Raw genomic sequence first — 25,812 nt, forward strand, 5'->3', positions numbered from 1 at the left:
CGCTGCGCCTTCCCCTGCGAGGGGGCGATGCCGGCGGACCGGCAGAGCCGGATCCGCGGCATCCCTGAGGGGGAGCGGCGTGCGGGACGTGGTTGGGGAAAAGGCCGGTCTTGAGACCGGCTTTTTCATGGGCGACCGCTTTTACCCGGGTATGCCGGTGCGCTTGGGGGCGGGCTGTTCTGCGGGGCTGGCGATGTAGCCGAAGCGCTGCGGCAGATCCGCCGAATGCACCTCCTGCGGCACCCAGAGGCCCTGCTCCACCGCGTCGCCGACCAGCGCCATGTCGAGCGAGTGGACCAGGCCGAAGCCGATGTGGGTGTCGAGGTACACACGCCCCTGCTCGTCGACCAGGCAGCGCTGCACCCGGGCCGGCGTGCCGGTATGGGCGCTCACATCCAGGCCCTCGGCCACCCGCCAGACATACGGCGTCGCCGCCAGTTCGACGTAGACCCGCTGCGGCCCGTTCTGGAAGAACCAGCGGCCCTCGGCATCGGCTTCGTAGTTGCGCTGGATGAAATCGACCAGCTTCTCGTGCCGCAGCAGCGAGCCGCGGCTCGCCTCGGTCGCCCCCGCGCCCGCGAAAGGGCCGGCCGCCTGGGTGCCGTCGTCGCGCATGAACCACTGGCCCCGGGCGTCCAGGCCCAGCCAGCCGTAGCAGTCGGGTACGTTGGGCCACTTGGCGATGGCCTGCTTCACGATGTCGTCCATCGGGCCATTATTGGGGAGGGGCGCGTGCCGGGCGGTATCAGAAGGCTGCAGGGTGGAAGCCTTGCTCCGTCTCACCTCGGTCCTTCCACCGTCTTTCCTGGTGCCAGGGCCGCCCCTCAGCGCCCGTTCAACTGCCCGGCGAGCCAGCCGGCCACCGCCTCGGGCATCGCCCGCACGTGCGCGGGCGGCAAGCCCGCCGGAAACCCGACGTGGCCGCCGGTGGCGGGCCGCCAGAGGGTGACCGGCGCACGCGCGTCGCCCGGCGGCGGCGGCAGCGAGGCAGCGGGCACGAACGGGTCGTTGGCGGCGTTCAGCACCAGGGCCGGCACCCGGATCGCGCCCAGGTGCGGGCCGGCGGAGCAGCGGCGCCAGTAGTCCTCGGCATCGCGAAAGCCGTGCAGCGGCGCGGTGAAGACGTCGTCGAAGGCGTGCAGGTCGCGGGCGGCGCGCAGGGCCTCGCCGTCGAACAGGCCCGGATGCTGGGCCAGCTTGGCCAGCGCCTTGGGCTTCATGCTCGCCAGGAACATGCGGGTGTAGACGTGCCGGCCGAAGCCGCGGCCGATGGCGGCGGCGCCGGCCGCCAGGTCCAGCGGCGCGCAGACCGAGGCGACGGCCGCCACCGTGCGGGCGGCGCCCTCACCGGCCTCCTGCGTCCAGCGCAGCAGCGCGTTGCCGCCGAGCGAGATGCCGACCGCCAGCAGCGGCCCGCGGCGGCCGGCGCGCAGCCGCTCCAGGATCCAGCCGATCTCGCCGAAGTCGCCCGAGTGGTAGGCGCGCGGCGCCAGGTTCAGCGTGCCGCCGCAGCCGCGGAAGTGCGGCACCACATAGTCCCAGCCGCGCGCCGCGGCCATGGCGGCGAAGGTCTCGGCATAGTGGCTGCGCGACGAGCCTTCCAGGCCGTGGAACAGGACCAGCAGCGGGCGTTCGTCGGCCCCCGCCCCGACCGCGAAATCCAGGTCCACGAAATCCCCGTCCGCCGTGTCCCAGCGCTCGCGCCGGTAGGCGGGTGGCGTGCCGGGGCCGCGGCGGCCGTAGAGGGCGGCCCAGATGGTTTGCAGATGGCCGCCCGGCAGCCAGGCAGGCGCTACATAATTCATAGCTGGTGGCCGGCGCCGTACGCCGGCTGCAGGCACTTTTTCTTCGGAGTTTCTCAGTGCAGCACCGGCGCCGACCCGGCGGGCGTGTGCTGGGCTTCCTCGGCGGTACCGGGGCTGGCGTGGTGGGTCACCAGGCGCCATCCCTGGGCGGTCTTGTGGTAGACGTTGGTGGCCACCACGCAGGCCTCGCGCCGGCCGTCGGGCAGGTCCAGTGCGATCCGCTCGACCAGGGTGTGCACCGCGCTGGCCAGGGCCTGCACCCGGCGCAGGCCCTCGGTGCGGACCTGCAGCGTGCCGTGGGCGAACATCGCCTCGAAGGCGGCGCGGATCTCGCCGGCGCCGGTCATGCGGGGGCCGCCGGGGTGGACGCAGGTGATGTCGTCCTCGTCGGCCCAGCAGGCCATCAGCTGGGCGATGTCGCCCTTGCGCAGGGCGTCGTAGAACAGGGCCTCGATGTCGTCGGCGGTGCCGCCGACGGTGGCGGCGCGGAGCGGTGCGGTGGTCATGGGCAGCGGGAGTGGACGGGGCGCGTGCAGGGCGGGCGCCGGGGTGGCAAGGGCCACGAGTGTAGGACGGCCCGACACAAATGGATGCGGCGGCCGCCGCCCGAAACGGCAGAGTACGCCCGCGCCCGCTATCCTCTGCCCCTCCCGTACTGCAACACGAGTGACTTCCATGCGCCGTTTCTTCCTGCTCCTGCTCGCCACGCTCGCCCTCTCGGGCTGCGGCTACAACGACTTCCAGCGCCTGGACGAACAGACCAAGGCCGCCTGGAGCGAGGTGCTCAACCAGTACCAGCGCCGCGCCGACCTGATCCCCAACATCGTCGCCACCGTCAAGGGTCAGGCCAACTTCGAGCAGGACACGCTCACCAAGGTGGTCGAGGCGCGCGCCAAGGCCACCTCGATCCAGATCTCGCCCGAGACGCTCAACGACCCGCAGGCCTTCGAGCGCTTCCAGCAGGCCCAGGCGCAGCTGACCGGCGCCCTCTCGCGCCTGCTGGCCGTTTCCGAGAACTACCCCACGCTGCAGGCCAACCAGGCCTTCCGCGACCTGCGGGTGCAGTTGGAAGGCACCGAGAACCGCATCACCGTGGCCCGCAACCGCTATATCCAGGCGGTGCAGGAGTACAACGTGAAGGCCCGCAGCTTCCCCACCAACCTCACCGCCAAGATCTTCGGCTACCCGCCCAAGCCCAGCTTCACGGTGCAGAACGAGGCCCAGATCTCCACCCCGCCCGCGGTGGACTTCGGCCCCGCCAAGAAATAAGTGCCGATGCATCTGACGTTTTCCCCTGCCCTGCCGCTGGCGCTGCTGGTGCGGCGCGGCCGGCTGCTCCTCGGGCTGGTCCTGGCCGCCCTGCTGCTGGCACTGGCGCCGCTCGGCGCGCAGGCCCAGAAGCTGCTGCCGGTGCCGCCCCTGAGCGGCCACGTGATCGACGGCACCAACACCCTCAGCGCCGAGCAGAAGAAATCGCTGGAAGAACGGCTGGTGGTCTTCGAGCAGGCCACCGGCTCGCAGGTGGCGATCCTGATGGTGCAGAGCACCGGGGCCGAAGACATCGCCGGCTACGCCAACCGGGTCGCCAACGCCTGGAAGATCGGCCGCAAGGCGATCGGCGACGGCCTGCTGCTGGTGGTCGCCAAGCGCGACCGCAAGGTGCGGATCGAGGTGGCCAAGGCGCTCGAAGGCGCGGTGCCCGACCTGGCGGCCAAGGAAGTGATCGACGAAGCCATCACCCCGGCCTTCCGCCGCGACGACTATGCCGCCGGCCTGGCGATGGCCCTGGACCGGCTGGAGGCCCGCATCCGCGCCGAGGCCCTGCCCACGCCCAACGCCGGCCGGCCCGATGCGGCCCAGGCCTCGATCGACGGCGAGCCGACCGAGCGCGAACGCAGCCCGCTCGGCTTCCAGTGGTTCGATGCGGCGGTGTTCCTGTTCGTGGCGGTACCGGTGCTGGCGGCGGTGTTGCGCCGCTTCCTGGGCCGGCCGGTGGGCGCCATCGCCGGCGGCGCGCTGGTCGGCGCCATCGCCTTCCTGTTCACTTTGAGCCTGGTGATGGCCGGCATCGCCGCCGTCATCGCGCTGCTGTTCGGCCTGCTGGCCCGCACCGGCCCGTTGGGCAACACCCTGCCCGGCCATTTGGGCACCGGCGCCGGCAGCGTGGGCGGCTGGAGCAGCGGCGGCATGGGCGGCATGGGCGGCATGGGAGGCGGCGCTGGCGGCGGCGGTGGATTCAGTTCGGGCGGCGGTGGCGATTTCGGTGGCGGCGGCGCCTCGGGGGACTGGTGAGATGGGATTGATCAAAACCCTGGCGCGCATCCTGCGCCACCGCTGGCAGGACGACCGCGACACCCACCGGGCTATCCCGCCCGCGCTGGTCGACCGCCTGATGCGCCGCGTGGCCGCCAGCGAGAAGCGCCACACCGGCGAGATCCGCATCTGCGTCGAGGCGGGCCTGCCCACCAGCTATTTATGGCGCGGCGCCACCGCCCGGGAGCGGGCGATCACCCTCTTCGGCAAGCTGCGGGTGTGGGACACCGAGCACAACAACGGCGTGCTGATCTACCTGCTGCTGGCCGACCACGCCATCGAGATCACCGCCGACCGGGGCCTGAACCGCCACGTGACCAGCGCCCAGTGGCAGCACTTGGTCGCCCACATGGGCGATGCCTTCGGCGCCGGCCGCTACGAAGACGGGCTGACCCAGGCGCTGGAAGAGGTGTCGGCCCTGCTGGTCGAACACTTCCCGCTGGAGCCGACGCCCGGCGGCGGCACGGCCGTGCGGCCCAACGAGCTGCCCAACGCGCCGGTGCTCTCCGGCAATCCGCTATTGAAAGAATAGCTGCCGGCCGGCGCAGAGCGCCGGCTGGGGGCACTTTTCATGCCGGTTTCGGCGGCCGGTGCAGGGCGCAGAGCTTGTTGCCGTCGGGGTCGCGCAGGTAGGCCAGGTAGAGGTGCCCGGCCGGGCCGTCGCGAAAACCCGGCGGGTCTTCGCAGGTGGTGCCGCCCGCCGCGATGCCCGCCGCATGGAACGCATCGCCCTGCTCCGGCGACTGCACCAGGAACCCGATGGTGCTGCCGTTGCCGTGCGTGGCCGGCGCGCCGTCGATCGGGGTGGAGATGGCGAAGGTGCCGGTGGGGCTGCGATAGAAATACCGGTTCTTGTTGGCCACGCCCGGCGCGACGCCGATCGTGCCCAGCAGGGCGTCGTAGAACCGCTTCGATTTTTCGAGGTCGCTTACGCCGACCATGACATGGCTGAACATGGGTGTGTCTCCAGAGGGGCTTGCCGATGGTGGCTGTTGAGAATCGTAAGGGGCTGACAGGGGTCGAGCAGTCACGGAGGTGCGGCTGCAGCGGCGGGTCGTGGGCATTTGTGAGCCGTATTGCAGGAACAACGGCCCCGGTTTCGATCCGCATCCGGCACCGGCACGATTTTGGCAGGCGATCGCCGTGAGAAGGTGATCGGTTATTGCTAACCTTTTGCTATCAAACGAATTTCGGTATAAAAACAGAAAACATCGAAACATACCGAGATGACCGAGATCAGCCCTGCCGTCGCCCGTCAATACATTGATGCTGTGGCCGTCTTCGAGGCACTGGAGGAAGCGCAGGACGAGGCGGCGCAGGTGCGGGGCGGCATGTACTGGCACGCAGGCCCTGCGGCGGCGCCCGACGCCAAGTACCTCGTCCGTACCACGCCTGCCGGGGCCGAAACCAGCCTGGGCGCCCGCTCACCCGAGACCGAGGCCATCTACCAGCGCTTTACCCAGCGAAAACGCGACAGTGCCGAGCGACTGACGGGCCTCAAGGCCGCGCTGGACCAGCACCAGCGCCTGAACCGTGCGCTGCGGGTGGGCCGGGTGGACCCGCTGGTGGTGGCATTGCTGGGCCGCCTGGCGAGCACCCACCTGAGTCCGCATTTCCGGGTGGTCGGCACCCACGCGCTGTATGCCTACGAAGCCGCCGCTGGCGTTCGACTCGACCCTGACGCGCTAGCCACCCGCGACATCGACCTGCTGTGGGACACCCGAAAGCGCATCCTTTTCGCCACCCAGTTGGCGCGGGTCGACAGTTCGATGCTGGGTGTGCTGAAAAAAGTCGATAGCAGCTTTCGCATCCGCAAAAGCCAGAAATACACCGCGGTGAACAAGGACGGTTTCGAAGTCGACATCATCCGCCACGAGCAAACCGGCGACGACCCGCACCCCATCAAGCTGAGCGAGGAGGACGACGACTTCTGGGTGGCGCAGGCCCGCCGCGCCAATGTGCTCCTGGACTCGCCTGCCTTCTCTGCCGTCATCGTCGCCACCAACGGCACCATGGCGCGCATGCATACGGTGCACCCGGCCACGTTCGCAGCATTCAAACGGTGGATGGCCGGGCAAGGCGACCGCGACCCCCTCAAACGCCGCCGCGATGTGCTGCAGGCCGACACGGCGCAGGCGTTGCTGGCGCAGTACCTGCCTCCGCTGTGAGCGATCAATAAGCGCCCATGAAATCGCGCTTGCCGATGGGCAGACCGTTGTGGCGCAGCAGGGCATACGCCGTCGTCACATGGAAGAAGAACTGCGGCAGACCGTAGTGGGCCAGGTAGGCCTGGCCGCTCAGCTTCTTCTCCTTGGGCGTGCCGGGGCGCAGCACGATCTCGGCGGTTTCCTTGCCTGCGAACCGGGCCGCATCCACGCTGTCCAGGAACGCCAGCGTTTGCGCCAGCAGCGTATCCAGGTCGGCAAAGCTCTTCTCGTGGCCCTCGAACTTCGGCACCTCCACACCCGCCAGCCGCGCCGCGATGCCCCGCGCGAAATCGGCGGCGATCTGCACCTGCTTGAGCAGCGGAAACATGTCGGGCGCCAGACGGGCCTGCAGGAAGGCATCGGGCTCGATCGACTTGGCGGCGGCATGGTCGGCGGCCTGCGCGAGGATGGCTTTCAGGGCCGTGAGCATCTGCTTCAGGACGGGGACGGAGTGGGTGTAGAGGGTGGGGGTCATGGTGTGGGTCCGGTGGGTTGTTGGGTTTTTGAGAGTGAACAAAGAGAGGCGACACCGGCAGGCTGCCGTACTGCAGCGCAGGATCCGGGCGCGGTGCGCAGCCGCTACGGGATCACCGATAGGGAGGCCAATGTAGCCCGCGCCGGTGGGGCCGCAGTGAACAATGAAAGCACCTCTACAAAAAACTTGGCAAAAACTTTGGCAAAAACGGAATAATTCATTCCGAATCAGATACTTAATTCACTATCCATCTTGGCAAAATAGATAGATGTACACCGAAGTCCACCAGTTCGAGCCACTGCTGCCCGCCGACGCCCGCATGGAGCCCCTGCTGGCCAAGGCGCACGACCTCTCTCGGCTGGCCACGGCCCTGGCGGGCACCCGGGCGCCGCCGGAGCTGCGCAGCCTGCTGCGCAACATGAACTCGTACTACACCAACCGCATCGAGGGGCAGCACACCCGCCCGCACGAGATCGACCAGGCGCTGCGGCAAGACTTCTCTACCGACGTAACGCTGGCCGCCAAACAGCGGCTGGCTCTGGCCCACATCGAGGCCGAGCAGACGCTGGAACAGCGCTACGCCGGGCCCGAAGGCGCTGCCGCCCTGTATGCGCCAGCCTCACTGCAAGACATCCACCGCGTTTTGTTCGCCCGCCTGCCCGCCGCCGACCTGCTCACGCCCGCGCAAGAGCCCATCGCACCGGGCACCCTGCGCCAGCGCGACGTGCGCGTCGGCCAGCATGTGGCACCAGCGCACGCCACCGTGCCCCTGTTTCTGCAGCGCTGGGCCGCTTTTTACGGCGGCGTGCGCCGTGGCGAGGCGGCCCTGGTGGCCCTGGCCTGCGCGCACCAGCGGCTGGGCTGGGTGCACCCCTTCGTCGATGGCAACGGCCGCGTGATGCGGCTGCACACCCATACCTGGCTCACGGCCATGGGCTACACCGGCGGCCTGTGGTCGCCCCTGCGCGGCTTCGCCCGCAGCACCGAGCGCTACTACGCGCTGCTGGCCGACGCCGACAGCCTGCGCCGCGGCGACCTGGACGGGCGCGGCAACCTGAGCGAGCAGGCCCTGATCGCGTGGGCGGATTACGTGATGGACACCTGCCTGGACCAGGTCCGCTTCATGCACAGCCTGCTCGACTTCGAGACCATCAAGAATCGCATCGAAGCCTGTCTGGTGTTCGAGGCCACCGTGCGCAAACAAGGCGTGCGCCAGGAGGCGCTGCGCGGCCTGCACTACCTGTTCTTGAGTGGCGACGAGATGCCGCGCGGTGATTTCAAAGCCCTGCTGGGCATGAGCGACCGGGGCGCCACCGATGCGCTGGGCGCACTGGTAAAGCGCGGCCTGCTCAAGTCCGACTCGCCGCAAGGCAAGGTGCGCTTTGGGTTACCGCAGCATGCGCTGCGTTTCATGTTTCCGCAGTTGTGGCCTGAGGCGGAGGCAGATTCGGCGAATGTTTGAGAGGGAGATTGGCCTCTAGCCGGTATATGACAACGGCAAGTAGCTATCAAAAACAAAGCGCCGCAAAGCAGACGGTGACCCTGTAGAAAGCCCACGGAATGTGCGATGGATGAGCAGCCCATCGCGCCCTACTCTGCTGGGGTAATGCGCCCGGGCAGCTCTGCAAACTTTGCCGCCATCGTGGAGTTGCCCCGTGTGAGCCTTTTGATCGTCAGATCGTCGGCCTTGTCATTGGCAAGCCTCAGATTGTTCGCTGACTTGTGCAGCGCTTCCTTGGTCTTCTCCAGGTCCTTGATCGCTTCGTCGATGCGCTTGATGGCTTCTTCAAAACCTTCGGAGGCGAGGCGCCAATTGCGCCCAAACGCCGTCTTGAATTCGTCGAGTTGGGTTTCGAACTTCGTGATGTCCACGTTCTGCGAGCGCACCAGTGCCAGCTCGGACTTGTACTTCATGGAGTTCAAAGCGGCATTGCGCAGCAGCGTGATCAGGGGAACAAAGAACTGCGGGCGCACCACATACATCTTCGGATAGCGGTGCGAGACATCGACGATGCCGCTGTTGTACAACTCGCTCTCCGGCTCAAGCAGGGACACCAGCACCGCGTATTCGCACTTCTTTTCCGTGCGGTCCTTGTCCAGCTCTCTCAGAAAATCCTCGTTCCTCTTCTTGGTCGCTGTTTCAGCGCTTTCGTTCTTCATCTCAAACATGATGGAGACGATCTCGGCGCCCGACTCGTCCGTGTCGCGAAAAATGTAGTCGCCCTTGCTGCCGGTGCGGGTATCGTTGTCTTTCTCAAAATGCGCCCGCTGAAAGGCGGCTGCACGGATGCGGTTGAACTCGATTTCGCAGTGCTGCTCCAGGGTTTCACCGACCATCTTGGTCGATAGCCGCGCCTTCATGTCCCGCAGGCGCTCGATCGCGCCATCGCGCTCCCTGATCTGCACCTCGTATTTTTCCTTGAGCGCTTTTTCTTCCAACTGATTTTTCACAGTGATAAGGTTGAGGTCATTTTTCAAACCATCGCGCTCCCGGGCGACCACACCTATGGCTTCATTCACGGCCAACTGGCGCGCCACGTCGCCAGCCTCCAGCTTGGCTTGCAGCGCCTGAATTTCAGCGTCCTTTTTGGCGGCAACCCCTTGCAGCTCATGAGCCAGCTTGGACTCGGCCAACTGGATGGCAGTTTGCTGCGCCAGTTTGGACTGCGCCAACTCGTTGGCGATGGCATCGCGCTGCTTTTCTACGGTGCCCAAGGCCTCGGCCAGCGCCAGCTTGCTCGCCACCTCGCCCGCGTCGAGCTGGGCCTTCAGCGCCTGAATCTCCGTGTCTTTGACGGCCGCGGCTTTCTGCAGCTCATTGGCGATCTTGGCCTCGGCCAAGGCAATCGCGTCGCGCTTTTCCCTCTCTGCCAGCTCCAGCCGCTCGTGCAACTGCTTGTCAAAATCGCCATCGCGCACCTGCTTGAGAATGTTCGCGTAACCCGCTTCGTCGATCTTGAAGGCTTTGCTGCAGTGTGGACAGATGATTTCATGCATGGCGACTGGACCTATTTTTTTGCTGAGCTGGTAGCTGCCTGAGCATACCGGTCCCTATGCAGGGTCTGGCGACCGCCCATGGTGCAGCAAACCGGTGTCGATGAGGCCTTTACTGCGACACCTTGGACATTGCGCTTATCACCCTCGACCCGCTGGAAGATGATTAGCATCATCAGTCACATCAAATCGATGGAAGAGCGGATTGCTGCGCAGATCATGGTGGAGAGGGGTGGCGGAATTGGGAACTCGCGGCTAGTCATTTGATTAGCCGCCAGAGACTCAAGAACTCATCACGGCTTGATCACGAGTCAAACTTTAGAGCACGCAAATGAGTTTTTTATTGATCTTGCAAAATATGACCCAACCGATCCCGCAGCTAGCAATTCTTGATGCACATGCTCAGGCACATCAAAGTATTGGTAGACACTTCCCGAATTGAACTCGACCTCCAGTGTCTGGCTAGGCAGGTCGTAGCCCACAGAGGCAAGATTAGTTGAGCTTACTGGGTGGCGTTGCATATCAGTCCTTTTGTTTCGTTTCTTGATTTCGCCAAGCGGCAACTAAATCTGCATAGATTTCATTGCCAACTGGCTCTCCCCATCGTTCAGCAATTTTTGGGTCGCTGCTGTTCGGATATTTGTCTTCAGGAAGCATATCGAATCGACAGCGCGTAGGCAGCTGTGCGGCTTCACCCACGATGATTGCTTCTCCTGTACGCAATACCGGCAATGAATCGATAATTCCAGCCAGTCCTTCAGACATTGCCGCCTTAACAATTCCGCGATCAGTCGTGTTATTGATTCTTAGGGAAATTATTGTTCCGCACTGCGACAGGATCGTTTCGTCAATTTCAGAGGGGCGCTGACTGACAATCATCGCGCCGACGCCAAACTTTCTGCCTTCCTTGGCGATTCGCTGAACCATTTCTTTGGCCAGCCCTGGTTCCGCCTTTCCTAGGTATCTGTGCGCTTCTTCCAATACGACCAACAATGGCCGATGCCTCATACCTTCCTTAAGGTTTCTTCCCCAAATTGCAGCCTCAAAGATCAAATCCAAAACGGAACCGAGTAATAGACTAAGCCGAGCAGATGGCATTCCAGACAGGTCAAAAATTGTAATTGGTTTTTCATGGCCAATCCAATCCTCAATCAAATCGTCCAAGTCCTTTTCAACCTTGCCATCTGCGTCTGGATTCCATGGACCTGGTTCGAGAAGAAAGGAATACTGAGTGTCAATCAGTCGTGACCTCATCATTTCAAGCTGCCTCTTCATTACCCCCGAGCCGCCTTTTTTGGGCAGCGACGCGCCAGGGCCGGGAGGTTGAAATTTGGGACCAATTAAGTTCGAGAAGTCTCCCTCCCCGCCGACTGCATACGCAGGTACGGTCATATTTAAATCTTGCCAATTGATCCCGTCCTCATAAGACAAGTCATACCACATTTTTCTAATTCGATAGGGTAAAGGAGTGCTGCTCGTTACCTTGGCCGGGTCAATTCCAGCAATGTCATTTTTAATAATTGAATATTTCTTATCATCTACGGCTTTGTCTAAAAATTGAGATTTTTGAGACTCGTTTGGATTATTGCAGAGGAATTCAAGCAGCTTGTCGGGAGAGACGCACCAGTAGGGGATGTAGAGTTGATTTTCATTCGAAGGTAAAACGGAAAATACTTTTGCAACATCCTTCAATGCAGATGCATATTCACCATGTATATCAATGAGAAGAATTCTTGCGGAAGGTAGCGCAACTTTTTCGTCTCGTAGAACGATCGATCTGAGCAAGCTGGCCGTGCTGGTTGATTTTCCAGAACCAGTTGAGCCGAGAACTGCCGAATGTCTCGCTATCAACTTATCTAGGTCAAGACTTACACCAATCCCCTCCGAACTAGAAAGTCGACCTATGTTGAACTGACTTTTAGAAGATTTTTTAAAGATATTTTTCAGGTCGCTGTCAACTACAAAGTGGACCTGATCGCCGATGCTGGGATATTCACTAATTCCTCGGTCAAACGAATCGCCAAGCGACTCACCAACAAGCTCTACTTTGATCCATTTTCGATCTTTGGATAGGCCTGCTTTTAGGTCGACAGTGGATGATTCATTTGATTCAGATATCACTCCGTACAAGTGGTTATATCCAAGTGGAATTTTTACAAAGCTACCAACTTGACCGATTCGATAATTTCTACCCTCGAGGACCACTATCCCAGACTCAACAGAGATGGCTAGATCAACGGAAACGGATGAACTGGAAACTCCTGTGACTATTCCAAGTATGGTTGGTTGAGCTGTCATACGGCGGTTCCCACTTCTGTTTCGACTATTGAATCTTGAGAAATGTCACTGCCTGCTGTAGCCAGAAATCTGGCGAATTTCTTAAAGTCACCCAATAGAAATTTATCGTCTTTATAATACTCCGCTCGTATTTCGTGCCAATTTTTTGTCGGAGGTGTGCCAATTTTCCATTTGGCTTGAATACCATTGATGATCGCCCCATCGCTACAAAATACGCTGATTCCGGGACACTTCAGCGCCAAATCTATGACATTTTTCTCCTCGGCAAGGGTTCCAAATTGAAAGGCAAACAACGCAGCCGATGGGTTAGCAAGGAGACATTCAAGTACTTTGGAAGAGATATGTGCGTCGGCATACGAAAACCCACTTGACATCAGAAAAGCATCTGGCTCATTTAGAAAGTCTTTCAATCTTTCGAACAATGACGAAAATGGTGCTGCTTGTGTTTGGTCATACTTGATATGAGATGGATAGACCATATTGGCGTTTGTAGAATTGGGGACCCGAACGATTTCGCCCGCATCGTTACTCTCCCAACCTATAGATCCATGAAGCTTCCACAGTCTTACCCACCTAGATGGCAAGTCATTTTTTGAGATGCTCGAAGGGTCAAAAAAAGCGCTCTTTGAGCCACTAAACCCGTCGAAATATGGTGTTTTGGCCCTTTCTAAAGCGCTTTCAAAAAGTAGGTCGTAGTTAGTCGTATATATCTCCACGCCGTACTTCCGATTAATTCCATTTATCCAAGAGACCACTTCGGAAAATGGATTAGCTGGCATCGGCAGATCTTTACCCACCACATCGCGGATTACATCGCAGATGCATTTTGATAAGGCTATAAAATCTTTTGAAGTGTATTCAAAAATTTTATCGGCTCCGACAACCTCGGCCAGCATCCGGACTCTTGAAAGAATCTTCTCTAGATTTGGGTTGTTGATAGATGCTTTGATTGACGCATAGACTTTTTCATCCGCGATGCTTAGCTTTTTAATCACCATTTTTTCTAAGCCAGCGATGTTTGGAATAAGCGGCTCCCATTCGCCCTTAGTTCCAACATTAATGCTAACTGGGGCGCCTGCGCCTATCAATAGCCCAATTCTCTTCTTCCCATTCGTCGCGATTTGTCTCAGTCCAAACATCTGTTGATCCGGGTTGTGCGCTGTGTTTTCCATTTGGTCTATTTCCATAGTTTTGCCTAATATTGCCTGTTGCAAGTTGGCTTTAATTTGTCACCTACCTTGGAACATCCATATTTGTCAAAGTCCCAGCGAATGGGTGAAGTGGTTGCGTCTCATGCTCGCATCGTGTGATCCGAGGTATGTACCTTCATGCCAATTTCACTGCCCCCACTCACCCCCATCACCAACCTCTGCGTGGCCCGAGTCGCGGCCACATAAAACACCCGCGCAGCCTCCTTCTCATGCTCCCCCTCCGCCGGCATGTGCCCCACGCCGGGCAGCGCCACCACCGGAAACTCCAGCCCTTTGCTGACCTTCATGGTCATCACCTGAATTGCGTCCGCGCCGGGCCGGTATTCGCCACTCTTCTTGCGCACGCGGTGCGGCAGCTTGCGGTGGGCCAGGGCGCTGGCGCACAGGTCCATGGTTTTCCAGTCGGCGCACAGCACGGCCATATCGCCCCAGGCAAAGCCTTCCTGGTGGGCGCTGGCCAGGTGGTCGGCTATTGCCGCGGCTTCTTCGCGCAAGGTGGGCAGTTGGAGGATGACCGGGGCCTGCCCGTCGCGGCCGCAGCTGATGGGTTTGACCAGCGGGATGCCGTCGTCGTCCTGGTCGTCCGCCGTCAACAGGTCGGCCGCCACCAGGCTGGCGGTGTGCAAGATTTGCCGCGTGTTGCGGTAGTTGATCTTCAGGATGGTGGTGCGGCCTTGGGCCTGGATGCCCACGCTTTTGAAGCTGAACTGCTTGCTACGCGCACGTTCGTAAATGCTCTGCGCATCGTCGTACAGCACCAGCAGGCTGTTGGTGGCCGGGTCGACCATCTGCGTGACCAGCTTGAGCCATTCGGGCGCGAAGTCGTGGCCCTCGTCGATCAGCACGGCCTTGTACTGGCCGCCGGGGATCTGGCTGCGCTCCACCGCGCGGATCACATGGTCGACCAAGCCGGCGTAGAAGCCGCGACCCTGCGGCGGCAGGGCCTGGCCGTAGGCAGAGAGCTGCCGGTGGCACCAGCTATGGAAGTGCCGCACATGCACCCGGTCGGCCAAGCCTTTGGCGTCGATCATGGCAGCCAACTGGATACCCAGCGGCTCGTTGAAGCACAGGATGAGGATGGGTTTGCTGGTGGGCGTGCTGGCCTTGGCCAGGTATTCGGCGCGGTAACCCAGGATCATGGTCTTGCCCGAGCCGGCCACGCCGTGGATCACGCGGTGGCCGTCGCCCAGGCTGCGGGCCAGCTGCTCCTGCTGCAGGTCCATCACCCGCATGATGCTGGGCAGTTCGGCGTCTGCATCTCCGTCGTCGAACAGGGCGCCCTGGGTGTGCACCCGCACCTCGGGGAACATGATCCAGCGTACCCGGTCGAGCTGCGGCAGCGTGATGGCGCCTTTGCCTTTGTTGTTGTAATTGCCGAAGGTGTGCGGGTACATGGCCCACAGCCGCTCCTGGAAGGCTTCGGCATCGACGCCTTCGACCATCTCGTCCTTGCAGATCACCAGGTGCGAGGGAATGGCCTCGTGCAGGCCCGCGGATTCGAACTGCTTGCGGGTGATGTTGGTGAACACCACGCCGTGGCCCCACGGGAACGCCAGCTTGCCCTGGAAAGGGCCGCTGCCTTCGACCAGCTGCGGGTCGCGCTCCAGTGCGTTGACCACCTGGATGGCGCAGTGCCGCGCCTGCTGCAGCGGGCTCATGACGACCTTGGGCTGACCGTCGGGGATGATCTCGAAACGCTCGCGCGTGGCGCTGCGGATCGTCTCCAGGCGCCAATCCTTCACCTCCAGCACCAGCGCGCCGCGGCGCGGGTGCAGCACCACGAAATCCGGCCGCGTCTGCTTGGGGCCGATGGGCACGTCCCACCAGAGCAGGTAGTCGTCTTCCAGCTTCTGCTCCAGCCGCTCGGCCAGCCGCCGTTCGCCGGGGGTCATGCGCCCGGCACAGCTGCCGATGGCGGGAATCAAGGTTGCCATGCGTGGATGCCACTCCTTAGGAATGCATCCATATGTAGCATGCCCCTGCCGCGGCGTCTACTTTTGCCCCGATGTAATCTTTAGCCCGCGACCGGACTTGCTGCCGGCACTGCCCACACCCGTCCGCCCCCCACCGCATACAGCGCCCGCCCCGCCACCGGCTGCAGCGCAAAAGTGCCGGTGAACTCGCCGAACGCCGGCAGCACCACCAGCCCCGGCTCCACACTGAAGCACGGCAGGCGCAGTGCGTCGCGGCCCGGGCCGCGCAGCTGCAGGGCCGGGTGCACGTGGCCGGCCAGCACGGTGTGGGTGGGGTGGCGCTGCGGATGGTGGCAGCAGGCGAAAGGGCCGAGCAGGTGCGGCTCGTTGACGATCGCGATGCCCAGCGAGGCGGGCAGGTCGCCGGCATGGCTGTCGTGGTTGCCGCGGACCAGCACGATCTCCAGCGTGGCGTGCAGCGCGCGCCAGGCCCGCAGGGCGGCCAGCACGCCGGGCGTCTGCGATTCGGCGGCGTGCAAGAAATCGCCCAGGATCACCAGCCGCTCGGCGCCGTGCGCCGCGACGAGGCGCGACAGGCGGTGCAGGTTCTCCTGCGTGGTGCCGCCCGGCACCGGCAGCCCGCGCGCCCGGAAGGTGGCGGCCTTGCCCAGGTGCAGGTCGGCGATGAACAGGGTGCGGCCGGCGGGCCACCAGAGGGCGCTGTCGGGCAGCAGCACGACGGCTTCGCTCGCCAGCACGACCGGCAGCGCCCCGGTGGGCGATGCGGCGCAGCCGGTGGCGGGCGGGCGGGAGAAGACGGGCGATAACGACATGCAGGCGGCATTAGGCCAGCACGGCCAGGCCTTTGCCGGGCTGGGGTTTTGTCCAGCGACGGGGCGCAGCGGCGCCTGCCGCGCAGCCCCGGTCCGGCGCGCCGTCAGCGCTTGCGGCCGGCCGGCGGCGTGCGCTTCTGCCAGTAGCCGAACGGCTCCTCGTGCACTTCGATGTCGATGTCGGCCACGCGCTGCTGGATACGCTCCTGCACGTCGGCCACGGCCTGGTTGTAGACCGCCGGGCCGATCTCCTCGATGAAGAAGTTCAGCAGCGCGGCCGATGCGATGTTGCCGATGCGCTCGTCGCGCTCTTCATGGAAATAGCGCTCGATCGAGGCGAGCGCCTGCTGGCGCTGGTCTTTGGGCAGATCGATGGGCATGGTGAATCCACTTCTTACGGTGTGTCACGCGGCGGCGGCGGCACCTCCGCTCGGCGTTGGCATGGGTAGGTCGCCCTGATGGCAACAGCGCTGACGCACCCAGGCAATGTGCCGGGAGACTTTATGGGCACGGATCAGTCGTCTTGTTTTGTCGCGGGCGTATTCTGAAGATAGAACTCGTGCAGTTTGTGTTGAAGAAGTTGTTTGTCGGGCAATTGGGTTTGGTACTGTGCAATCAAGGCAGGGGATGCACTGCGACTCAATGCGTACTCGACCACCTCGTCATCCTTGCTGGCGCATAGCAGCACGCCGATGGCCGGATTCTCGTGCGGCTTTCTCACGTCCCGGTCTAACGCCTCCAGGTAGAAAGACAGCTTGCCCAGGTACTCGGGTTCGAACCGGCCCACTTTCAGTTCGAATGCCACCAGGCAATTCAGGCCGCGGTGGAAAAACAGCAGGTCGAGTGCGAAATCCCGCTGTCCGACCTGGACCGGAAATTCGGATCCCACGAAACAGAAATCACGGCCCAGCTCTGCAGGAACCTTCTGAGTTGCAGTAGCAGACCCCTGTGCAGATCGGCTTCGCTATGGTCGGCCGGAAGCGACAGGAATTCCACGAGGTAGCTGTCCTTGAACACGCCCAGTGCTTCGCCGTGCATTTGTCTCGCCACCGACGAGACTTTTGCTGGACTCAGTACCGATCGCTCGAACAAAGCGGCCTTCAGCTGCCGCTCAAGTTCGCGACTGGACCACTTTTCCCGCGCGGCGGCCCGAAGGTAGAACTCGCGCTCTTCGGGTCGCTTGCTCTGGCTGAGGATCAACAGGTTGTGCGTCCAAGGCAAAAGTCTCGGCAGTGCCGCGACTTTCTCGTCGTGCCTGTACGCCTCGTAGAACTGACGCATGCGAAACAGGTTGGGCCGCGTAAATCCGCGCAGCCCCGGTTGCGTCTGGGCGATATGCGCAGCCAGGCGATCTACGACGCCGTCGCCCCATTCCGCACTCTGCATCTTGCGGCTGATCAACGCTCCGATCTGCCAATACAGATCGACCAATGCGGTGTTGACTGCCTGCATAGCCCGTTGGCGGGCCTGCACAATCATCTGGACGACTTCAGAAAATCCTGGATCGAGAGGTAGGTTCATAGCAGCGGAGGCAACGTCGAAGAGCGGCGTCCATCCTAGCGAACCCCTGACTACAACCGCGGCAACGGCCGCGACGGCTTCCGCTCCCGGCGCGGCCGGCCGGCAGGCAGGTCTTCGGCCTTCGAGGTCAGCGAGAAATCCAGCATGCGCCGCACTTCCTGCGTCGCTTCCTGCAGCGCCGGATCGGCGGGCAGCGCCTCGACCGGCGCGGCCTTGCCGGCGCGGCGGCGCGGGGTGGGCGACGGGTCGGGCGGCACGATGCCCTCGCTTTTCCTGCGGGGCGGCTCGGCGGGCGCGTCGGCCGCGGTCTCCAGCTGCTGCAGCATGCGGGCGATGCGGTCGGCCAGGTTCTCGTTGGTGAGCTTTTCGCGGAAGCGCTCGATCATCAGCGGGAAGCCGAAGGGGCTCGGCCGCTGCAGCGCCTTGACGACCAGGGTCTGGCCCTGCATGCGGCGCAGGCTGGCGAGCAGCTGGGCGACGTCGAGCTCCTGGCTCAGCACCTCTTCGTCGGCCTGGCGCAGCAACATGTTGGCGGCGTCGTATTTCTTGAACACCTCGAAGAAGAGTTGCGACGAGGCCTGCAACTGGCGCGCGCTGCGGCGCTCGCCGGGGTGGCTCTGGAAGATCAGGCCCGAGACGCGGGCGATCTCGCGAAACCGGCGCTTGGCCATCTCGGTCGCGTTGAGGCTGGCGAGCACCTCGTGCAGCAGGGCGTGGCGGGCCGGGTCGGGCAGCAGGTTGCCGGCCCCGTCCGCCGCCTCGGCATGCGCGGCGTTGGCGGTGTTGCGGATCGCCAGGGCTTCTTCGGCGCGCAGGGTCGGCAGGGAGGGCGTGTCGGCGGCGGTGCGCGGTTCAGCCGGCACCGGGGCATCGCGCACCACCGGCGCGGCCACCGTGCGCAGCAGCTCCGGCATCAGCGCGCCCCAGTCGCGCTCGGTGGCGCTCAGCAGTTCCAGGCCGTAGTCGTTCACCGCGATCGAGAAGGTGCCGGCCTCGCCCTGGGCGGCGCGCCAGGCGAAGAGGCTGGCCAGGCCGGTGTGGGCGTGGCGGCCGGCGAAGGGGTAGACGAACAGATGCCAGCCCTCGCGGGTGCGCAGCGTCTCGGCCAGCAGGGTGCCGGGCGTGGGGATGGCCGACCAGCGCTGCTGCACTTCCAGCAGCGGCGCGACCGCCTTCAGCTCGGGGCCGTCGAAATGGTGGTCGTCGGCCAGCGCCAGCTGCCGCACGACGAAGTCGGCCAGCACGGTGGACAGCGGCATGCGCGAGCCGCCCCAGCGCGGCACGGTGGGGCGCTGGGTGCCGGCGCGCTTGACCCACGCGGTCATGTCCTGGATCTTCACCATCTCCAGCACCCGGCCGGCGAAGATGAAGCAGTCGCCGGGCGAGAGGCGGGTGAGGAAGCTCTCTTCCATGCTGCCCAGCCGGGCGCCGTGCTGGATCTGCACCACCATGCTCGCGTCGCTGACGATGGTGCCGATGTTGGCCCGGTGGCGGCGCGCCAGCCGCGCGTCGGGTACGCGCCAGACGCCTTCGGCATCGGGTACGACGCGGTGGTAGTCGGGATAGGCCTGCAGCGACGGGCCGCCCCGGGTGATGAAGTCCAGGCACCACTGCCACACGTCGCGCGGCAGGCCGGCGTAGGCCGCCGTGCGGCGCACTTCGTCGTAGAGCGCATCGGGCACGAAGCCGCCGCCCAGCGCCACGGTGACCAGGTGCTGCACCAGCACGTCGACCGGCTGGCGCGGCGTGGTGCGCATCTCGACCTGGCCGGCCTGCACCGCGGCGCGGGCGGCCGCGGCCTCGACCAGCTCCAGGCTGTGCGTCGGCACCAGGGTGATGCGCGAGGGCCGGCCCGGCGCATGGCCCGAGCGGCCGGCGCGCTGCAGCAGCCGGGCGATGCCCTTGGCCGATCCGATCTGCAGCACCCGCTCGACCGGCAGAAAATCCACGCCCAGGTCCAGGCTGCTGGTGCAGACCACCGCGCGCAGACTGCCGTTCTTCAGTCCCGCCTCGACCCATTCGCGCACGCTGCGGTCGAGCGAGCCGTGGTGGATCGCCAGCGCGCCGGCCCAGTCGGGCCGGGCATCGAGGATCGCCTTGTACCAAAGCTCGGCCTGCGAGCGCACGTTGACGAAGACCAGCGCGGTGGTGGTCTCCTCCAGCGCCCGCACCACCTGCGGCAGCATGCGCAGGCCCAGGTGGCCGGCCCAGCTGAAGCGCTCGGGATGGTCGGGCAGCAGGGTGTCGATCACCAGGCGCTTGTCGAGCTTGCCCTGCACCAGCGCCGGCTCGGGCGTGCCTGGCAAGGGCGCGCCGAGCAGGGTGCGCATCGCCTCGTCCAAATTGCCGAGCGTGGCCGACATGCCCCAGATGCGCAGCGCCGGGTTCCAGCCCTGCAGCCGGGCCAGCGCCAGCTGTACCTGCACGCCGCGCTTGTTGCCCAGCAGTTCGTGCCACTCGTCGGCCACCACCAGCTGCACCGTGCCCAGCACCTCCTGTGCATCGGCGCGGGCCATCAGCAGCGACAGGCTCTCGGGCGTGGTGACCAGCACCGTGGGCAGCCGGCGCGACTGCGCGCTGCGCTCGCTGCCCGCGGTGTCGCCGGTGCGGGCGCCGGCGCTCCAGCGGGCCAGTCCGGCGTGCTGCGCGGCCAGGGCGTCGAGCGGGGCCTGCAGGGCCGAGAGCGTGTCGGCCGCCAGGGCCCGCATCGGCGTGAGCCAGAGCACGGTGAGCGGCGCGCCGGTGGGGGCGCGGCGGCGGGTGGGATGGGCGTCGGCAGCCTCGTGTGCAGGCATCGCGTCGGCGAAGGCCTGCAACGCGCCCAGCCACACGGCGTAGGTCTTGCCGGCGCCGGTGGTGGCGTGCAGCAGGCCCGAGCGGCCGTCGGCCATGGCCTTCCAGACCTGTTTCTGGAAGGGGAACGGCGTCCAGCCGCGCTGGGCGAACCAGTCGGCGATGGCCTGTCGCGCCGTCAGACGGCGCATGGGGCGGCGGAAAAGTCCAACGGCAGACATACGTCTGGATTGAAGCGCAGGCATGCAACAGGTGCGTATCCAAACGCGCCGGCGAGTCCGGCATCCTCGTGGCGTACCCAATGCGCCTGTCGGGCTCCTTTTGCGTCTGGCTCCTAGAATCCGGGTCGCGCCGTCCTGGCCATGTTGCCGTCAACGAGACGGAGAAAGTTCGATGTTTCGATGCGCCTGCAGCAGTGGGATCTCGCCAGCGGCGAAACGCCGTCTTCAAGTCGTTTCCCAGGCTTCTCTCTGCATCCGGGATGGGTCGTTGCCGTGCTTGTGCTGGTAGCTGCGCGCGCAGTGTTCATCACGGTTGCTCCCCCGGGTTTCTATGTGGACGAAGCTGCTGGTGCAGCGCATGCGATTGCGCTGCTACACCATGGACACGATGCCTGGGGTACGCCCCATCCGCTGTACTCGCCGTCGTTGGGCGGCGGCTTCAGCACCGCTTTTTACCTGTACCCGCTGGCGGCCTGGATGGCAGCCTTCGGCACCAGCGAGGTCGCCATCCGGGCTTTCTCGCTCGCGTCTACCTTCGTGGCGATCGCGATTCTGGGCGTCGGAATCCGGCGCTGGTTCGGCCGGCGCGAAGCATGGCTGTCGGCCGCGACCGCCCTGGCGCTGCCCTGGAACTGGATACAGGGAAACATGGCCTGGGATCCCGCGCTCGTGCCCTTGGTCGTCGCGAGCGGTTTCTGGGCGTTCTCGCGCATCGTGGTGCCGCCGGTATCGAACTGCGGCCGGCGCGCTTCGCTGGTCCTGTTTCCAGTGCTTCTGCTGCTGCTGGCCTACCTGTACCCGCCGATGCGCGTGACCGCACCTCTGCTGTTCCTCGGTGCCTATGTGGTGTTTTGGCACCAGAAACGTATTGGAATCGGCGAGCTTGTTGCGACCGTATTGTTCTGCTCGGCACTGGCAGTGCCACTGCTGCAGTTCATGCTGCAGCCCGAAGCGCTGGTGCGGGCGCGGCTTCTGAGCGTTTTCCACGGTGCAAGCCTCGCCGAGGGGTCGCGGGCGTTCGGCGCCAACATGCTTCGACTTCTCGCACCCACGACTCTGTTCCTTACCGGGGATCCGAATCTGCGGCACGGTACCGGGTTCCAGGGCCTCCTGGGACTGGCTTCCCTGCCGCCGCTCCTGGGCTTGGCGGCTGCAGCGATCAGGACATTCATCGGGCGCCGATCGAAGCCCCAGCGGCATGCCGTGCGAATGGGGTTCCTGCTGGTGGTGGCATGCACCGGCTGGCTCGCATCCCTGGCCGGCGCAGCCCTGACCAACGAAGGCCAACCCCACTCACTGCGTAGCTGTGCGGCTTGGCCGTTCGCCACCATCGTGCTCGTCGTGGGGTGGCGCTGCTTGCTGGAGGCACCGTTGCCGCGCCATGTACGCCGCCTGGCAATCGCCTTCTTCGCCATCGGAACAGCAGGCTATGCAGTGCACGCGGCCCGCACATACCCCACGCAGGCCATGGAAGCATTTGACACATCTGCAAGGCGGCAGATCCTGAGCGGCCAGCCAACAAGCGACTATTCGGCGCTCGCGCGCCGTTACTACGAAACGCGCTGACGCCGGGCTGCCGTCGAGCAGGGCCTTCCCTGTTCCCCGTCCAGGTGCGGGAAATGCGGCGGCATCATGGGTCCGAGTGCGGCAGCAGCGCGGCCAGGGTGGCGAGGGAGTCGGCCTCTTCCACCGGCTTGTCCTCGCGCCAGCGCAGCATCCGGGGGAAGCGCACCGCGATGCCGCTCTTGTGCCGGCTGCTGCGGGCGATGCCTTCGAAGCCCAGCTCGAAGACCAGGGTCGGCTTCACGCTGCGCACCGGGCCGAAGGTCTCGATGGTGGTCTTGCGGATCACCGCGTCGACCCGGGCCATCTCGGCGTCGGTCAGGCCCGAATAGGCCTTGGCAAAGGGCACCAGCCGGCGCTCGGTGCCGCCTTCCTCGGGCGCGTCCCAGACGGCGAAGGTGTAGTCGCTGTAGAGGCTGGCGCGGCGGCCATGGCCGCGCTGGGCGTAGATCAGCACCGCGTCGATCGAGAGCGGGTCGATCTTCCACTTCCACCAGGTGCCGACGTCCTTGGTACGGCCCACGCCGTACTCGGCGTCGCGGGCCTTGAGCATCATGCCCTCGACGCCCATGGCGCGTGCCTGTTCGCGGACGGTGGCCAGCGCCTCCCAGCTGTCGCCGCGCAGCAGCGGGCTGGCGATCAGCGCGGGGTGACGGAAGGTGGCCAGCAGCGCATCCAGCTGGGCGCGGCGCTCATGCTGCGGCAGCGCCCGCAGGTCGCGGCCGCCCTCCTCCAGCAGGTCGTAGGCGAGCAGCACCACCGGCAGCTCGCGCAGCAGCTTGGGGCCGAGCGTCTTGCGGCCGATGCGCTTCTGCAGCTCGGCGAAGGGCTGCACCTGGTCGGCCCGCCAGACGACGATCTCGCCGTCGAGCACCGTGCCGTCGGGCAGCACGCCGGCCATCTCCTGCAGTTCGGGAAAGCGGTCGGTCACCAGCTCCTCGCCGCGCGACCAGATCCAGGCCTGGCCGCCGCGCCGCACCAGCTGGGCGCGGATGCCGTCCCATTTCCACTCGATCTGCCAGCGGTCGGGCGGGCCGACCGCGGTGTCGAACTGGGCCACCGGCAGGGCGAGCGGGTGGGCCAGGAAGAACGGATAAGGCTGGCCGCTGGTCTGCTGGTCGCGCTCGCCTTCGCTCTCGGTGGCGATCAGGCGCGCGTAGTCCTCGGCCGCCGGGCGTCCGGCGATATGGGTGTAGCCCATCAGCCGCTGCGCGACGCGCTTCGGATCGACGCCGCCCACCGCGGCCAGGGCCTGGGTGACCTGCAGCTTCGACACGCCCACGCGGAAGCTGCCGGTCATCAGCTTGAAGTAGACCAGCCGCTCGTCCACCGCCAGTTGCCGCCACTGGGCACGCAGGGTGTCGGCCAGCGTCTCGGGCGCGGCCTTGCGCAGCGGCAGCAGGTGCTGCTCGACCCAGTGGGCCAGGCCCAGGTCGTGTTCGGCATCGGGCGGGGGCAGCAGCAGCGAGATGGTCTCGGCCAGGTCGCCCACCGCGTCGTAGCTTTCGTCGAACAGCCACTCGGGCAGGCCGGCCGCCTCGCGGGCCAGCTGGCGCAGCAGCTTGGTGGGCACCAGCTGGCGCGGCTTGCCGCCGGCCAGGAAGTACACCGCCCAGGCGGCATCGGCCGGCGTGGCCTGCAGCAGGTACTGCTGCAGGGCGGCCTGCTTGGCCAGGCTGGAGGTGGTGGCGTCGAGGGCGCGGTAGAGCGCGGCGAAGGCTTTCATGCGGCAGCGGGCACCGGCTCGGCAGGGAGTTCGGTGGCGGGCTTGGCGGTGGCGTCGCCGTCGGCTTCGTCCTCGTCGCCGTATTCGGTCTTGAAGCCCTGGGCCTCCAGGCCGTTGTCGGTCAGCCAGCGCACCAGGATCTCGACGCTACCGTGGGTGACGAAGACGCGCTCGGCCCCGGTCGCGCCGATCGCCTGCTGCAGGCCGGGCCAGTCGGCATGGTCGGACATGACGAAGCCGCGGTCGACGCCCCGACGGCGGCGGGTGCCGCGCAACTGCATCCATCCGCTGGCGAAGGCGTCGGAGTAGTTGCCGAAGCGCCGCAGCCAGGTCGAGCCCTGGGCCGAGGGCGGTGCCAGCACCAGCGCGGTCTTGAGCATCGCGGCATCGACGCCCTCGTCGGTCACCCGGTAGGTGTGCGGCAGCGCGACGCCGGCCGCGCGGTAGACCGCGTTGAGCGGCTCCACCGCGCCGTGCACCACGATCGGCCCGATGCTGCTGTCGACCCCGTGCAGCACCCGCTGGGCCTTGCCGAAGCTGTAGCAGAGCAGCACCGAGGCGCGGCCGGCCGCGGCGTTGGCGCGCCACCAGGCGTCGATGTCGGCGAAGAGCACCGGCTGCGTCGGCCAGCGGTAGATCGGCAGGCCGAAGGTCGATTCGGTGATGAAGGTGTCGCAGCGCACCGCCTCGAAGGGCGCGCAGGTGCCGTCGTCCTCCAGCTTGTAGTCGCCCGAGGCCACCCAAACCCGGCCGCCGTGCTCCAGCCGCACCTGGGCCGACCCGAGCACATGGCCCGCCGGATGCAGCGACACCTTCACGCCGTGGTGCTCGATCGCCTCGCCGTAGGGCAGCGTCTGCAGGTTGATGTCGGCGCCGAGCCGGGTGCGCAGGGTGCCCTCGCTGTCGGTCTGGGCCAGGTAGTGGGCATGGCCCCAGCGCGCATGGTCCGAGTGCGCGTGGGTGATGACGGCCCGCTCCACCGGCTTCCAGGGGTCGATGTAGAAATCGCCGGGCGGGCAGTACAGGCCTTCGGGGCGGGCGACGACGAGGTCCATGCCGGTGCGGGTCAGGCGACCAATAAGGAAACAGACCGCCACATACGAGCATGTGCACGCCAGGCCGTGCTGCGGTGCGCACGGCATCGTTCCACGCGGCAGACGAAGTCGCGCAATGCGAAAGGCAGGGGCATGGACGGTTCCTGTAGCGGACTGTGGGGGACATGCAGGTTAGTACGCCTGCGACACAGCTCTGCAACAAATTACCCGTCGGCCCAAGCCATTACAGGCGCGCGGCTTTTACGTCTGAACAAGCCACGACTCTTATCGTGCAAATACGGCACCCATAAGCAAAAACCGCCCGAAGGCGGTCTTTCTATGTCGGGCCGGAATGCGTGATCAGCGCTTCTGGCGGTACCGGCGCAGGGCCGCGATCTGGGCGGCCATGACGGCCAGCTCGGACTGCGCACGGGCCAGGTCCAGGTCAGTCTTGGCGTTCTTCAGCGCTTCCTCGGCGGCTGCCTTGGCGGCGTTGGCCTTTTCTTCGTCCAGGTCCTTGCCGCGCACCGCGGTATCGGACAGCACGGTGACGCAGTCGGGCTGGATCTCCAGGATGCCGCCGGCCACGAAAACGAACTCTTCGCCACCGTCGGCCGTCTCGATGCGGACCGTGCCGGGCTTGATGCGGGTGATCAGGGGCGTATGGCGCGGATACACGCCCAGCTCGCCGGCTTCACCCGGCAAGGCGACGAAGCGTGCCTCGCCGGAAAAGATCGACTCTTCCGCGCTGACGACGTCGACATGAATGGTGTTGGCCATATGAATCCTTGTTCGCTAACAAAAAACTGGTGGAAGCAAGCAGACGGGAGGGCCGGCGAGGCGCCGCGCGGAGCCGTACTGGTGTACGGCGAGCACGGCAACGACACCGGCTGCCCGTGTGCGCC

General features: G+C 65.0%; 25 protein-coding genes. 7 read left to right on the forward strand and 18 right to left on the reverse strand.

What is annotated here, in order from left to right; translation table 11 throughout:
- Window positions 1-141: 141 nt before the first annotated feature.
- The 3 genes from ASE76_RS15320 to ASE76_RS15330 form a co-directional block, all read right to left on the reverse strand.
- A complete protein-coding gene (locus tag ASE76_RS15320) occupies window positions 142-708 on the reverse strand; it encodes a DUF2946 family protein (RefSeq protein ID WP_055841221.1) in 567 nt (188 codons plus the stop codon).
- A 116-nt stretch (window positions 709-824) separates the two neighbouring features.
- On the reverse strand, window positions 825-1,805 hold the full coding sequence (locus ASE76_RS15325) for a YheT family hydrolase (protein ID WP_055841223.1): 981 nt from the start codon (window positions 1,803-1,805) through the stop codon (window positions 825-827).
- A 53-nt stretch (window positions 1,806-1,858) separates the two neighbouring features.
- Entirely contained in the window at window positions 1,859-2,311 is a 453-nt protein-coding gene (locus tag ASE76_RS15330; protein WP_055841226.1) for a nuclear transport factor 2 family protein, read from the reverse strand.
- A gap of 169 nt (window positions 2,312-2,480) precedes the next feature.
- On the opposite strand from ASE76_RS15330, the gene ASE76_RS15335 reads away from it, so the two are divergent.
- From ASE76_RS15335 to ASE76_RS15345, 3 genes are read left to right on the forward strand one after another with little or no spacing between them, the layout of a single operon-like run.
- Window positions 2,481-3,074, forward strand: coding sequence for a LemA family protein (locus ASE76_RS15335; protein ID WP_055841230.1), 594 nt, complete (start codon window positions 2,481-2,483; stop codon window positions 3,072-3,074).
- 6 nt (window positions 3,075-3,080) lie between these two features.
- The gene (locus tag ASE76_RS15340) at window positions 3,081-4,097 is read left to right on the forward strand and encodes a YgcG family protein (RefSeq protein WP_168389265.1); all 1,017 of its coding nucleotides are present in this window, start codon (window positions 3,081-3,083) and stop codon (window positions 4,095-4,097) included.
- Between the two features lies 1 nt (window position 4,098).
- Entirely contained in the window at window positions 4,099-4,650 is a 552-nt protein-coding gene (locus tag ASE76_RS15345; RefSeq protein ID WP_055841233.1) for a TPM domain-containing protein, read from the forward strand.
- Window positions 4,651-4,687: 37 nt separating this feature from the next.
- On the opposite strand, the gene ASE76_RS15350 is transcribed toward ASE76_RS15345, so the two are convergent.
- On the reverse strand, window positions 4,688-5,074 hold the full coding sequence (locus tag ASE76_RS15350) for a VOC family protein (RefSeq protein ID WP_055841236.1): 387 nt from the start codon (window positions 5,072-5,074) through the stop codon (window positions 4,688-4,690).
- A 270-nt stretch (window positions 5,075-5,344) separates the two neighbouring features.
- On the opposite strand from ASE76_RS15350, the gene ASE76_RS15355 reads away from it, so the two are divergent.
- Window positions 5,345-6,286 carry a GSU2403 family nucleotidyltransferase fold protein gene (locus tag ASE76_RS15355; protein WP_055841239.1) on the forward strand — a complete coding sequence of 314 codons (942 nt, stop codon included), beginning with the start codon at window positions 5,345-5,347 and terminating at the stop codon, window positions 6,284-6,286.
- Window positions 6,287-6,290: 4 nt separating this feature from the next.
- Here the strand turns inward: ASE76_RS15355 and ASE76_RS15360 are convergent, their stop codons facing one another.
- Window positions 6,291-6,800, reverse strand: a complete 510-nt coding sequence (locus ASE76_RS15360) for a DUF1993 family protein (RefSeq protein WP_055841243.1) — start codon at window positions 6,798-6,800, stop codon at window positions 6,291-6,293.
- Between the two features lie 268 nt (window positions 6,801-7,068).
- On the opposite strand from ASE76_RS15360, the gene ASE76_RS15365 reads away from it, so the two are divergent.
- Window positions 7,069-8,262 carry a Fic family protein gene (locus ASE76_RS15365; protein ID WP_055841246.1) on the forward strand — a complete coding sequence of 398 codons (1,194 nt, stop codon included), beginning with the start codon at window positions 7,069-7,071 and terminating at the stop codon, window positions 8,260-8,262.
- Window positions 8,263-8,390: 128 nt separating this feature from the next.
- Here ASE76_RS15365 and ASE76_RS15370 read toward each other — a convergent pair whose 3' ends face one another.
- Complete coding sequence (locus ASE76_RS15370; protein WP_055841249.1) at window positions 8,391-9,797, reverse strand: DUF2130 domain-containing protein; 1,407 nt, start codon at window positions 9,795-9,797, stop codon at window positions 8,391-8,393.
- A gap of 78 nt (window positions 9,798-9,875) precedes the next feature.
- On the opposite strand from ASE76_RS15370, the gene ASE76_RS20710 reads away from it, so the two are divergent.
- Window positions 9,876-10,061 (forward strand): hypothetical protein, encoded by a 186-nt coding sequence (locus ASE76_RS20710; RefSeq protein WP_156362804.1) that lies wholly within the window; start codon window positions 9,876-9,878, stop codon window positions 10,059-10,061.
- Between the two features lie 44 nt (window positions 10,062-10,105).
- Here the strand turns inward: ASE76_RS20710 and ASE76_RS20155 are convergent, their stop codons facing one another.
- From ASE76_RS20155 to ASE76_RS15395, 9 genes are all read right to left on the reverse strand, one after another.
- Window positions 10,106-10,315: a KTSC domain-containing protein gene (locus ASE76_RS20155; RefSeq protein WP_082448609.1), complete on the reverse strand. Its 210-nt coding sequence runs from the start codon at window positions 10,313-10,315 to the stop codon at window positions 10,106-10,108.
- Window position 10,316: 1 nt separating this feature from the next.
- Window positions 10,317-12,092, reverse strand: a complete 1,776-nt coding sequence (locus ASE76_RS20160; protein WP_082448630.1) for an ATP-binding protein — start codon at window positions 12,090-12,092, stop codon at window positions 10,317-10,319.
- Entirely contained in the window at window positions 12,089-13,264 is a 1,176-nt protein-coding gene (locus ASE76_RS20165; RefSeq protein ID WP_082448632.1) for an SIR2 family protein, read from the reverse strand. The genes ASE76_RS20160 and ASE76_RS20165 overlap by 4 nt, the downstream gene beginning before the upstream one ends.
- Window positions 13,265-13,383: 119 nt before the next feature.
- Complete coding sequence (locus tag ASE76_RS15375) at window positions 13,384-15,237, reverse strand: DEAD/DEAH box helicase (RefSeq protein WP_201781872.1); 1,854 nt, start codon at window positions 15,235-15,237, stop codon at window positions 13,384-13,386.
- A gap of 80 nt (window positions 15,238-15,317) precedes the next feature.
- Complete coding sequence (gene pdeM / locus ASE76_RS15380) at window positions 15,318-16,049, reverse strand: ligase-associated DNA damage response endonuclease PdeM (protein WP_082448611.1); 732 nt, start codon at window positions 16,047-16,049, stop codon at window positions 15,318-15,320.
- Between the two features lie 104 nt (window positions 16,050-16,153).
- The gene (locus ASE76_RS15385; protein WP_055841256.1) at window positions 16,154-16,429 is read right to left on the reverse strand and encodes a DUF2164 domain-containing protein; all 276 of its coding nucleotides are present in this window, start codon (window positions 16,427-16,429) and stop codon (window positions 16,154-16,156) included.
- A 134-nt stretch (window positions 16,430-16,563) separates the two neighbouring features.
- Window positions 16,564-16,938 carry a PDDEXK nuclease domain-containing protein gene (locus ASE76_RS20985; RefSeq protein ID WP_201781873.1) on the reverse strand — a complete coding sequence of 125 codons (375 nt, stop codon included), beginning with the start codon at window positions 16,936-16,938 and terminating at the stop codon, window positions 16,564-16,566.
- A complete protein-coding gene (locus tag ASE76_RS15390) occupies window positions 16,863-17,570 on the reverse strand; it encodes a DUF1016 N-terminal domain-containing protein (RefSeq protein ID WP_201781874.1) in 708 nt (235 codons plus the stop codon). Before ASE76_RS15390 ends, ASE76_RS20985 begins: the two co-directional genes overlap by 76 nt.
- A 50-nt stretch (window positions 17,571-17,620) precedes the next feature.
- Window positions 17,621-20,554, reverse strand: coding sequence for a ligase-associated DNA damage response DEXH box helicase (locus ASE76_RS15395; protein ID WP_055841259.1), 2,934 nt, complete (start codon window positions 20,552-20,554; stop codon window positions 17,621-17,623).
- A gap of 210 nt (window positions 20,555-20,764) precedes the next feature.
- Between ASE76_RS15395 and ASE76_RS15400 the strand changes: the two genes are divergently transcribed.
- Entirely contained in the window at window positions 20,765-22,150 is a 1,386-nt protein-coding gene (locus tag ASE76_RS15400) for a hypothetical protein (RefSeq protein ID WP_156362806.1), read from the forward strand.
- Window positions 22,151-22,214: 64 nt separating this feature from the next.
- Here ASE76_RS15400 and ASE76_RS15405 read toward each other — a convergent pair whose 3' ends face one another.
- From ASE76_RS15405 to ASE76_RS15415, 3 genes are all read right to left on the reverse strand, one after another.
- The gene (locus ASE76_RS15405) at window positions 22,215-23,873 is read right to left on the reverse strand and encodes an ATP-dependent DNA ligase (protein ID WP_055841266.1); all 1,659 of its coding nucleotides are present in this window, start codon (window positions 23,871-23,873) and stop codon (window positions 22,215-22,217) included.
- The gene (locus ASE76_RS15410) at window positions 23,870-24,928 is read right to left on the reverse strand and encodes a ligase-associated DNA damage response exonuclease (RefSeq protein WP_055841268.1); all 1,059 of its coding nucleotides are present in this window, start codon (window positions 24,926-24,928) and stop codon (window positions 23,870-23,872) included. Before ASE76_RS15410 ends, ASE76_RS15405 begins: the two co-directional genes overlap by 4 nt.
- Before the next feature lie 339 nt (window positions 24,929-25,267).
- Window positions 25,268-25,687 (reverse strand): F0F1 ATP synthase subunit epsilon, encoded by a 420-nt coding sequence (locus ASE76_RS15415; protein WP_055841271.1) that lies wholly within the window; start codon window positions 25,685-25,687, stop codon window positions 25,268-25,270.
- Window positions 25,688-25,812: the final 125 nt, after the last annotated feature.

Origin of the sequence: Xylophilus sp. Leaf220 (assembly GCF_001421705.1) — a bacterium.
GTDB lineage: Bacteria > Pseudomonadota > Gammaproteobacteria > Burkholderiales > Burkholderiaceae_C > Xylophilus.

Excerpts from the sequence above, each read along its gene's own strand:
- ASE76_RS20155 (WP_082448609.1), bottom strand. The coding sequence starts at position 10,315 with ATGCAACGCCACCCAGTAAGCTCAACTAATCTTGCCTCTGTGGGCTAC.
- ASE76_RS15410 (WP_055841268.1), bottom strand. The coding sequence starts at position 24,928 with ATGGACCTCGTCGTCGCCCGCCCCGAAGGCCTGTACTGCCCGCCCGGC.
- ASE76_RS20160 (WP_082448630.1), bottom strand. The coding sequence starts at position 12,092 with ATGACAGCTCAACCAACCATACTTGGAATAGTCACAGGAGTTTCCAGT.
- ASE76_RS15355 (WP_055841239.1), top strand. The coding sequence starts at position 5,345 with ATGACCGAGATCAGCCCTGCCGTCGCCCGTCAATACATTGATGCTGTG.
- ASE76_RS15395 (WP_055841259.1), bottom strand. The coding sequence starts at position 20,554 with ATGCGCCGTCTGACGGCGCGACAGGCCATCGCCGACTGGTTCGCCCAG.
- ASE76_RS15405 (WP_055841266.1), bottom strand. The coding sequence starts at position 23,873 with ATGAAAGCCTTCGCCGCGCTCTACCGCGCCCTCGACGCCACCACCTCC.
- ASE76_RS15415 (WP_055841271.1), bottom strand. The coding sequence starts at position 25,687 with ATGGCCAACACCATTCATGTCGACGTCGTCAGCGCGGAAGAGTCGATC.
- ASE76_RS15345 (WP_055841233.1), top strand. The coding sequence starts at position 4,099 with ATGGGATTGATCAAAACCCTGGCGCGCATCCTGCGCCACCGCTGGCAG.
- ASE76_RS15360 (WP_055841243.1), bottom strand. The coding sequence starts at position 6,800 with ATGACCCCCACCCTCTACACCCACTCCGTCCCCGTCCTGAAGCAGATG.
- ASE76_RS15330 (WP_055841226.1), bottom strand. The coding sequence starts at position 2,311 with ATGACCACCGCACCGCTCCGCGCCGCCACCGTCGGCGGCACCGCCGAC.
- pdeM (WP_082448611.1), bottom strand. The coding sequence starts at position 16,049 with ATGTCGTTATCGCCCGTCTTCTCCCGCCCGCCCGCCACCGGCTGCGCC.
- ASE76_RS20165 (WP_082448632.1), bottom strand. The coding sequence starts at position 13,264 with ATGGAAAACACAGCGCACAACCCGGATCAACAGATGTTTGGACTGAGA.
- ASE76_RS15390 (WP_201781874.1), bottom strand. The coding sequence starts at position 17,570 with ATGAACCTACCTCTCGATCCAGGATTTTCTGAAGTCGTCCAGATGATT.
- ASE76_RS15335 (WP_055841230.1), top strand. The coding sequence starts at position 2,481 with ATGCGCCGTTTCTTCCTGCTCCTGCTCGCCACGCTCGCCCTCTCGGGC.
- ASE76_RS15350 (WP_055841236.1), bottom strand. The coding sequence starts at position 5,074 with ATGTTCAGCCATGTCATGGTCGGCGTAAGCGACCTCGAAAAATCGAAG.
- ASE76_RS20710 (WP_156362804.1), top strand. The coding sequence starts at position 9,876 with ATGGTGCAGCAAACCGGTGTCGATGAGGCCTTTACTGCGACACCTTGG.
- ASE76_RS15385 (WP_055841256.1), bottom strand. The coding sequence starts at position 16,429 with ATGCCCATCGATCTGCCCAAAGACCAGCGCCAGCAGGCGCTCGCCTCG.
- ASE76_RS15375 (WP_201781872.1), bottom strand. The coding sequence starts at position 15,237 with ATGGCAACCTTGATTCCCGCCATCGGCAGCTGTGCCGGGCGCATGACC.
- ASE76_RS15325 (WP_055841223.1), bottom strand. The coding sequence starts at position 1,805 with ATGAATTATGTAGCGCCTGCCTGGCTGCCGGGCGGCCATCTGCAAACC.
- ASE76_RS15320 (WP_055841221.1), bottom strand. The coding sequence starts at position 708 with ATGGACGACATCGTGAAGCAGGCCATCGCCAAGTGGCCCAACGTACCC.
- ASE76_RS15370 (WP_055841249.1), bottom strand. The coding sequence starts at position 9,797 with ATGCATGAAATCATCTGTCCACACTGCAGCAAAGCCTTCAAGATCGAC.
- ASE76_RS15365 (WP_055841246.1), top strand. The coding sequence starts at position 7,069 with ATGTACACCGAAGTCCACCAGTTCGAGCCACTGCTGCCCGCCGACGCC.
- ASE76_RS15400 (WP_156362806.1), top strand. The coding sequence starts at position 20,765 with ATGCGCCTGCAGCAGTGGGATCTCGCCAGCGGCGAAACGCCGTCTTCA.
- ASE76_RS15340 (WP_168389265.1), top strand. The coding sequence starts at position 3,081 with ATGCATCTGACGTTTTCCCCTGCCCTGCCGCTGGCGCTGCTGGTGCGG.